The following is an 8,159-nucleotide window of genomic DNA, read 5'->3' as shown; positions in this document are numbered from 1 at the left end:
TCCGCTGGAAGGGCGCGGCGGGGTCGGCGCTGCTGCTGGCGGCGGCGCTTGGCTTCGGCCTCTGGCGGCTGGGCCAGCCCTTGCCGGATTCGCGCCCGGGCACCTTGCGCCTGGTGCAGCCCAATGCCGAACAGTCGATGAAATGGGATGCCGACCGGGCGCAGGAATTCCTCGACCGCCTGCTGAGGCTGACCGCGCAGGATGGCCCGGCCGACCTGACGATCTGGCCGGAGACGGCGGTGCCCTACATGCTGGAATATGCGCCGGAGGTGGCCGGTATGGTCACCGCGGCCTCGGGCGGGCGCCCGGTCGCCGTCGGCATCCAGCGCGCTGAGGGGGACCGTTTCTACAACAGCCTGCGCGTACTGGCAGGCGAGGGGCAGGAAACCGTGCGCTATGACAAGGCGCATCTGGTGCCCTTCGGCGAATACATCCCCTTCGGCGACCTGGCCTATGCCTGGTTCGGGTTGAAGGCCTTTGCCGCGCAGGCGGGAAACAGCTATTCCGCCGGGCCGGGGCCGCAGGTGCTGGACCTCGGGCCGTTCGGCAAGGTGCTGCCGCTGATCTGCTACGAGGCGATCTTCCCGCGCGACGTGAACGCCATGCCCGAGCGCGCGGACTGGATGCTGCAGATCACCAACGACGCCTGGTTCGGCATCCGCACCGGCCCGTTCCAGCATTTCGCCCAGGCCCGCCTGCGCGCCATCGAACAGGGCCTGCCGCTGATCCGGGTGGCGAATACCGGGGTGACGGCGGTGGTCGATGCGCGTGGCCGGGTGGTCGAGGCGCTGCCCTTCGGCACGATGGCGGCGCTGGACACCCAGGTCCCCGGCGCGCTTCCGCCGACGCCCTATGCCCGCTGGGGCGACGGGCCGCTGGCGCTGTTGCTGGCAGGCCTCGCCGCCGTGGCGTTCAACCGCAGGCGGGACGCTGCCCATTGACGGGGCCGCGCCGCGCGTTTAGGCAGGCGCATCTTTGACCGCCACAACGGCTTCCTGGCGTGGCGGGAATTCACCCAACGGAGCACTTTCCATGAGCCGCAAGGACTATGTCTTCACTTCGGAATCCGTTTCCGAGGGCCACCCCGACAAGGTTTGCGACCGCATCTCGGATGCCGTCCTCGATGCCTTCCTGAAGGAGGAGCCGAACGCCCGCGTCGCCTGCGAGACCTTTGCCACCACCAACCGAGTGGTCGTGGGCGGTGAGGTCGGCCTGTCCTCGAACGAGGCGACCAAGGCGATGATGGGCCGGATCGACGGCATCGTCCGCGATTGCGTCAAGGACATCGGCTACGAGCAGAAGAAGTTCCACTGGGACAAGATCAAGGTCCACAACTACCTGCACGAACAGTCGGCCCATATCGCGCAGGGCGTCGACCGCGACGGCGCGGGCGACCAGGGGATCATGTTCGGCTATGCCACGCTGGAGACGCCGGAATACATGCCGGCGCCGATCCAGTATGCCCATGCGATCCTGCGCCGCCTGGCCGAGGCGCGGAAGTCCGGCGCCGAACCGACCCTCGGCCCGGACGCGAAAAGCCAGCTGACGCTGCGCTATGCCAATGGCAAGCCGGTGGAAGTGACCTCGATCGTGCTCTCCACCCAGCACACGTCGAAGCGGCAGACCTCCAAGGTCATCCGCAAGATCGTGGAGCCCTATATCCGCGAGGTGCTGCCCGAGGGCTGGATCACCCGCAAGACCGAATGGCATGTGAACCCGACCGGGACCTTCGTGATCGGCGGGCCGGACGGGGATGCGGGCCTGACGGGGCGCAAGATCATCGTCGACACCTATGGCGGCGCGGCCCCGCATGGCGGCGGCGCGTTCTCGGGCAAGGACCCGACCAAGGTCGACCGCTCGGCCGCCTATGCCGCACGCTACCTGGCGAAGAACGTGGTCGCGGCTGGTCTGGCGGAACGCTGCACGCTTCAGGTCAGCTATGCCATCGGCGTGGCCAAGCCCCTGTCGATCTACGTCGACACCCACGGCACCGGCCAGGTCGAGGCGTCCCGGATCGAGAAGGCGGTGGCCGAGGTGATGGACCTGACCCCGCGCGGCATCCGCACCCATCTGGACCTGAACCGGCCGGTCTACCAGCGCACTGCCGCCTATGGCCATTTCGGGCGTGCCCCGGACGCGGACGGCGGGTTCTCTTGGGAGCGTACCGATCTGGTCGAGGCGCTGAAGAAGGCGGTGTGACAGGGGAAGCAGTCCTCGGGGCATCGAGCCCCTCGGACGGCGTCGCCACTCCGGGCTCCGGTCGCGCTTGACCCTGTTGCCTTGCTCTGCTTGAAGGCCCCGGACCATTTCCGGGGCCTTTCGCATGACCGACACGGGCGCACGCCGCAACTTCTATGGCCGCATCCACGGCAAGACCCTGCGCGCCAGCCAGAAGGACTATCTGGCCGAGGACCTTGGGCCGCTGACCCTGCGCGGGGTGACGGCGGCGGAAAACCCCGCGCGGTCGGTGCTGGACCTGGGTTTCGTCAAGGGCCCGCTCTGGCTGGAGGTCGGCTTCGGCGGCGGCGAGCATCTGGTTCACATGGCGGCGCGGAACCCCGATGTGACGATCATCGGCGGCGAGCCTTTCGTCAACGGCATCGCCATGCTCTTGGGAAAGATCCGGGGCGCGGGGGTGACAAACCTCTGGCTGCATCCGGGCGATGTGCGCGACCTCTTCGATGTGCTGCCCGATGCCTGTCTGTCGAAGGTCTTCCTGAACTACCCCGACCCCTGGCCGAAGGCGCGCCACCACCGCCGCCGCTTCGTGACGCCGGACTACCTGCTGCCGCTGGCCCGGATCGCCGCACCGGGGGCCGAGTTCCGGGTGGCGACCGACATTCCCGACTATGTCCGGCAGACGCTGGAGGAGGTCCCTCCCGCCGGGTTCGACCTGATCCGCGAGGCCGGGCCGGGCGAGGCCTGGGAGGACTGGCTCTCGACGCGCTACGAGCAGAAGGCGCTGCGCGAGGGCCGCCAGCCGCATTACCTGACCTTCCGTCGCCGGGCGCCGGAATTCTGAAGGAGAATTCCGGACCGATTTCTTTCGGAAATCGGGGTCGCGCGGGCGGCAAGCTTGCGCTATCAGGCATCGCGAATGCGAAGGGGAGACGACGATGTCCGGCCACGGCGAAGCGCAACCGATGAAATCCCGCAAGTCGGGGCCCTTGCGGGGCGTGGCCGAAGTGCCGGGCGACAAGTCGATCTCGCACCGCTCCTTGATCTTCGGGGCGATGGCAGTGGGCGAGACGCGGATCACCGGGCTGCTGGAAGGTCAGGACGTGCTGGACACCGCCAAGGCGATGCGCGCCTTCGGGGCGGTGGTCACGAGGGTTGGCGAGGGGGCGTGGACGGTGAACGGCGTCGGCGTCGGGGGTTTCCGCGAACCGGCGGATGTGCTGGACGTCGGCAACTCGGGCACCGGGGCGCGGCTGATCATGGGCACGATGGCGACAACGCCGATCACCGCGACCTTCACCGGCGATGCCTCGCTTCGCAAGCGCCCGATGGGGCGGGTGACGGATCCGCTGTCGCTGTTCGGCGCGCGGGCCTACGGGCGGCAGGGGGGCCGTCTGCCGATGACCATCGTCGGCGCGGCGAACCCGGTGCCGGTGCGCTATGCCCTTCCGGTCGCCTCGGCGCAGGTGAAGTCGGCGGTGCTGCTGGCCGGGCTGAACGCGCCGGGCGAGACGGTGGTGATCGAACGCGAGCCGACCCGCGACCATTCGGAACGGATGCTGGTGGGCTTCGGCGCACAACTGTCGGTCGAGAAGACCGGCGAGGGCCATGTCATCACCCTGACCGGCCAGCCCGAGCTGCGCCCGCAGGCGGTGGCGGTGCCGCGCGATCCCTCCTCGGCGGCTTTTCCCGTGTGTGCTGCGCTGATCGTCGAGGGGTCGGATATCCTGGTGCCCGGCGTTTCGCAGAACCTGACGCGGAACGGACTGTATCTGACGCTCGTCGAGATGGGGGCGGAGATCGAGTTCCTTCAACCCCGGGAAGAGGGCGGCGAGCCGGTGGCGGACCTGCGGGTGCGGTTCTCGGGCGCGATGCAAGGGATCGAGGTGCCGCCGGAGCGGGCGCCGTCCATGATCGACGAATATCCGGTGCTGTCGGTGGTGGCGGCCTTCGCCTCCGGCAAGACGGTGATGCGCGGGGTCAAGGAACTGCGGGTCAAGGAGAGCGACCGGATCGACGCGATGGCGCGGGGGCTGGAGGCCTGCGGGGTGCGGATCGAGGAGGACGAGGATACGCTGATCGTCCACGGCTGCGGTGCGGGCGGGGTGCCGGGTGGGGCCACCTGCGCCACCCATATCGACCACCGGATCGCCATGTCCTTCCTGGTCTGCGGGCTGGCGGCGAAAGCTCCGGTCGGGGTGGATGACGGCTCGCCGATCCAGACCTCTTTCCCGGTCTTCGAGAGGCTGATGCGGGGCCTTGGGGCCGAGATCGAGCGGGGCTGACCTCGGCCCCTTGCGACGTCAGAAGACGTCGAGCAGGTAAAGGATGATGATGATCGGGATCGGGATGCCGATCAGCCAGGCAAGGGCGCCTTTCATCGGGTGACTCCTTTGGATGGTTGGTTGCCCTGACAACGCAGGTGGCGCCGGGGCGGTTCCCTGGAGGGTGTCCACGGTGGACAGATTTTTCGGGTGTTTGGAATCAATGGGTTAGTCGTGGGCGTTAGGAAGCGGTTAACCTCTGCCCTCGCAGACCCGATTTGCAGAAACGGGCGCGCCTGCGAAGCGCGCCCGTCGGTTTTCCGGGATGGGGTATCGGCTAGATCCGGCCCATCAGGACCAGGATCAGCAGGATGACGACAAGCACCCCGATCCCGCCCGAGGGGCCGTAGCCCCAGCCGCTGGAATAGCCCCAGTTAGGCAGCGCGCCGATGAGGATCAGGATCAGGACGACAAGGAGGATGGTGCCGAGAGACATGGGATGCGCCTTTCGCATGCGGGCCGGGCTGGCCCCTCTTGGCGAAGGAACGCCTGTCCGGCGGGATGGTTCCCCGGGGTGGGCTTCAGTAGGGCCAGCGCCCCTCGGCGAAGGCGGTGATCGCGGCGGTGATCCGGGCAAAGCTTGCGGCGGCGCGGGGGACGGAATGCCGGGCGCGGAGATGGCCGTGGACAAGACCCTCGTCGACAAGCGCCTGCGCGCGGCCCCCGGCGGCGGTGATCTTCGCGGCATAGGCGGCGGCATCGTCGGCCAGCGGGTCGCATTCGGCGGCGATGGCAAGGGTCATCGGCAAGCCGGTGAAATCATCGTCCCGGAGCGGGCTGACCGTCGGGTCACCCTCTGGTGCGGGGCCGGAATGGCGGATGTCCTTGTAGAAGAGGATGTCGTCCCGGGTCAGCATCGGGGCGTGCGCGTGGGTGAGGGCGCTGCCCGTGTTCACGTCTCCGCCGAGGCCGGGGTAGACCAGGACCTGGCCCTTGATCGGCAGGTTTTCACGGCGCAGGGCATGGCAGGCGGCGGCGGCGAGGTTTCCGCCGGCACTGTCGCCGACGAGGATCAACGGGCCTTGTGCGGCGAGGGCGCGGGCGACAGCGCAGGCGTCGTCGAAGGCGGCGGGGTGTTTGTGTTCGGGTGACAGGCGGTAGTCGGCGGAGACGACGGTCAGGCCGGTGGCCCCCCTGATGTCGGCGCAGATCCCGTCGTGGGAGTGGAGGCCGCCCACCACATAGCCGCCGCCGTGGAGGTAGAGGACGGTCGGCTGCGCGCCGGGATAGATGCGGCAGGGAACCCCGGCGATGGGTTGGTCGTGGGAGGTCACGCCGGGCGGGTAGGGGGTGTCGAAGGCCGCGCACATGCCGTTATAGATCGCCCGCTGGTCCGCGATGGAGAGGGTCGCGGTATTCTCGGGGTAGGAGGCGTTGGTTTTTTCGATGAACGCCCAGGTGGGGGCGTCGATGAGGGTCTGGTAGTCGGGCATGGAGGGCCTCCCTTTGGCGGGAGTGTAGGGGCGGGGGGCAGGGGTTGTCCACGCAGGACGGGGGTGGGGGAGATGATCGAGGATATGGGTGGCGAGGGCAATTGGCGCGTGAAATCACGCACCCTACAGGTTGCTCTCGGACCCGGCGAAAGTGGTGCGCTGGAGCGCACTCTAGGGGAGTCGGGGCAGGTCCCGACCTGCGTCCACCGCCCGGTCGCTACGGCTGCGCGAAGTCCGGCTTGGGGAAGTCCAGCGAGCCGGTGGTGCATTGGTGCCATTGCATCTCGGCGTCGATCTGGTCCTCTTTGCCGAAGCACCAGCCGCGCTGGAAGAGGAGGTAGCCGACATAGTCGCGGGCGCCGCAGGCCTGCCAGGTCGCGGTATCGTCGCCCGAGCCGCCGCGGCAGCGGGAGTTGAGGGCCTGTTCGTCCTGCAGGAGCTGCGCTGTCTCGGCATCCTGGGCGAAGGCAGGGGCGGCCGCGCCCAACAGAATGAGCGCAGCAAGCAAGTTCCGCATGGCCGTTCTCCTTATCGTGCGAACCGCTTGTACTTTACCCGCTTCGGTTCCAGCGCGTCAGGTCCCAATCTCCGGACCTTGTCGTCCTCATAGGCCTGGAAGTTGCCCTCGAACCATTCGACATGGGCGTCGCCCTCGAACGCCAGGATATGGGTGCAGAGGCGGTCGAGGAAGAAGCGGTCGTGGCTGATGATGATCGCGCAGCCGGCGAAGTCTTCGATGGCGGCTTCCAGCGCCTGCAGGGTTTCGACGTCGAGGTCGTTGGTCGGTTCGTCGAGCAGGAGGACGTTGCCGCCGGATTTCAACAGCTTGGCCATGTGGACGCGGTTGCGTTCCCCGCCCGAGAGCAAACCGACCTTCTTCTGCTGGTCGGTGCCCTTGAAGTTGAACGCGCCGGTATAGACGCGGCTGTTCATCTGCAGGTCGCCCAGGTGGATCACCTCCGCCCCGCCGGAGATTTCCTCCCAGACGTTCTTGTCGGGGTTCAAGGCGTCGCGCGACTGGTCGACATAGGCGAGTTTCACCGTCTCGCCCAGCTTGATCGTGCCTTCGTCCGGCGGTTCCTGCCCGGTGATCATGCGGAACAACGTCGACTTGCCCGCCCCGTTCGGGCCGATGACGCCGACGATGGCTCCCGGAGGCACGGTGAAGGTCAGGTCCTCGATCAGAAGCTTGTCGCCCATGTGCTTCTTCAGGCCGGTGACCTCGATCACCTTGTTCCCCAGGCGCTCGCCGTTCGGGATGATGATCTGCGCGGTGGTGGCGCGTTCGGTGACGGTCTGGCCGGCCATCTCGTTGTAGCGGTTGAGACGGGCCTTGCCCTTGGCCTGCCGCGCCTTGGCGCCAGAGCGGATCCACTCCAGTTCCTTTTCCAAGGCCTTCTGCTTGGTTTTGTCCTCACGCGCTTCCTGCGCCATGCGCTTGGCCTTCTGGTCGAGCCAGGCGGAATAGTTGCCCTCGTAGGGAATGCCGCGGCCGCGGTCCAACTCCAGGATCCAGCCGGTGATGTCGTCGAGGAAATAGCGGTCGTGGGTGACGATCAGGATCGTGCCCTTGTAGTCGATCAGGTGCTTTTGCAGCCAGGCGATGGACTCGGCGTCAAGGTGGTTGGTCGGTTCGTCCAAGAGCAGCATGTCGGGCTTTTCGAGCAGGAGCTTGCAGAGCGCCACCCGGCGGCGTTCCCCGCCCGAAAGCGTGGTGACGTCGGCATCGTCCGGCGGGCAGCGCAGCGCATCCATCGCGACGCCGACGGTGGCTTCCAGTTCCCACAGGTTGCCCGCGTCGATCTGGTCCTGTAGCGCGGCCATCTCGTCCGCCGTCTCGTCCGAGTAGTTCATGGCAAGTTCGTTGTAGCGGTCGAGGATCGCCTGCTGCTCGGCCACGCCCAGCATGACGTTTTCCTTGGCCGTCAGCTTGGGGTCGAGGTAGGGCTCCTGCGCAAGGTAGCCGACCTTGGCGCCTTTCGCGGCCCAGGCCTCGCCTTTGAAGTCCTTGTCCATCCCGGCCATGATCTTCAGCAGCGTGGATTTCCCCGCGCCGTTGACGCCGACGACGCCGATCTTCACGCCGGGCAGGAAGTTCAGGTGGATGTTCTCGAAGCAGGTCTTGCCGCCCGGGTAGGTCTTGGAGACGTTCTCCATGTGGTAGACGTATTGATAGCTGGCCATGACGTGCTCCAATCGGGGTTGGCGCGTATGTAGCGTCGAA

9 protein-coding genes and 1 riboswitch are annotated in these 8,159 nt (G+C 67.4%); of the genes, 4 read left to right on the top strand and 5 right to left on the bottom strand.

Going from position 1 to position 8,159, the window contains the following annotated elements; translation table 11 throughout:
• The 4 genes from lnt to aroA all read left to right on the top strand — a co-directional run.
• Positions 1-941: apolipoprotein N-acyltransferase (lnt, locus tag ACE3P6_RS19590; protein ID WP_374398111.1), on the top strand; the 941-nt coding region annotated here is incomplete at its 5' end.
• Between the two features lie 35 nt (positions 942-976).
• A riboswitch (SAM-SAH riboswitch) is annotated at positions 977-1,026 on the top strand.
• A 6-nt stretch (positions 1,027-1,032) separates the two neighbouring features.
• On the top strand, positions 1,033-2,199 hold the full coding sequence (gene metK / locus ACE3P6_RS19585) for a methionine adenosyltransferase (protein ID WP_374398110.1): 1,167 nt from the start codon (positions 1,033-1,035) through the stop codon (positions 2,197-2,199).
• A 124-nt stretch (positions 2,200-2,323) separates the two neighbouring features.
• The gene (locus ACE3P6_RS19580; RefSeq protein ID WP_374398109.1) at positions 2,324-3,022 is read left to right on the top strand and encodes a tRNA (guanosine(46)-N(7))-methyltransferase TrmB; all 699 of its coding nucleotides are present in this window, start codon (positions 2,324-2,326) and stop codon (positions 3,020-3,022) included.
• A 94-nt stretch (positions 3,023-3,116) separates the two neighbouring features.
• Positions 3,117-4,463, top strand: coding sequence for a 3-phosphoshikimate 1-carboxyvinyltransferase (aroA, locus tag ACE3P6_RS19575; protein WP_374398108.1), 1,347 nt, complete (start codon positions 3,117-3,119; stop codon positions 4,461-4,463).
• 18 nt (positions 4,464-4,481) lie between these two features.
• Here aroA and ACE3P6_RS19570 read toward each other — a convergent pair whose 3' ends face one another.
• From ACE3P6_RS19570 to ettA, 5 genes are all read right to left on the bottom strand, one after another.
• Positions 4,482-4,634 (bottom strand): hypothetical protein, encoded by a 153-nt coding sequence (locus ACE3P6_RS19570; protein ID WP_374398107.1) that lies wholly within the window; start codon positions 4,632-4,634, stop codon positions 4,482-4,484.
• Between the two features lie 145 nt (positions 4,635-4,779).
• Positions 4,780-4,938, bottom strand: a complete 159-nt coding sequence (locus tag ACE3P6_RS19565) for a DUF3309 family protein (RefSeq protein WP_374398106.1) — start codon at positions 4,936-4,938, stop codon at positions 4,780-4,782.
• An 85-nt stretch (positions 4,939-5,023) separates the two neighbouring features.
• Positions 5,024-5,935 carry an alpha/beta hydrolase gene (locus ACE3P6_RS19560; protein ID WP_374398105.1) on the bottom strand — a complete coding sequence of 304 codons (912 nt, stop codon included), beginning with the start codon at positions 5,933-5,935 and terminating at the stop codon, positions 5,024-5,026.
• Positions 5,936-6,152: 217 nt separating this feature from the next.
• A complete protein-coding gene (locus ACE3P6_RS19555; RefSeq protein ID WP_374398104.1) occupies positions 6,153-6,452 on the bottom strand; it encodes a hypothetical protein in 300 nt (99 codons plus the stop codon).
• Between the two features lie 11 nt (positions 6,453-6,463).
• The gene (ettA, locus tag ACE3P6_RS19550) at positions 6,464-8,119 is read right to left on the bottom strand and encodes an energy-dependent translational throttle protein EttA (protein ID WP_374398103.1); all 1,656 of its coding nucleotides are present in this window, start codon (positions 8,117-8,119) and stop codon (positions 6,464-6,466) included.
• Positions 8,120-8,159 lie beyond the last annotated feature (40 nt).

This window comes from Tabrizicola sp. (genome assembly GCF_041911175.1).
Lineage (GTDB): Bacteria > Pseudomonadota > Alphaproteobacteria > Rhodobacterales > Rhodobacteraceae > Tabrizicola.
The sequence above is the reverse complement of the archived record's forward strand: the minus strand, read 5'-3'. Positions and strand labels throughout refer to the sequence as shown.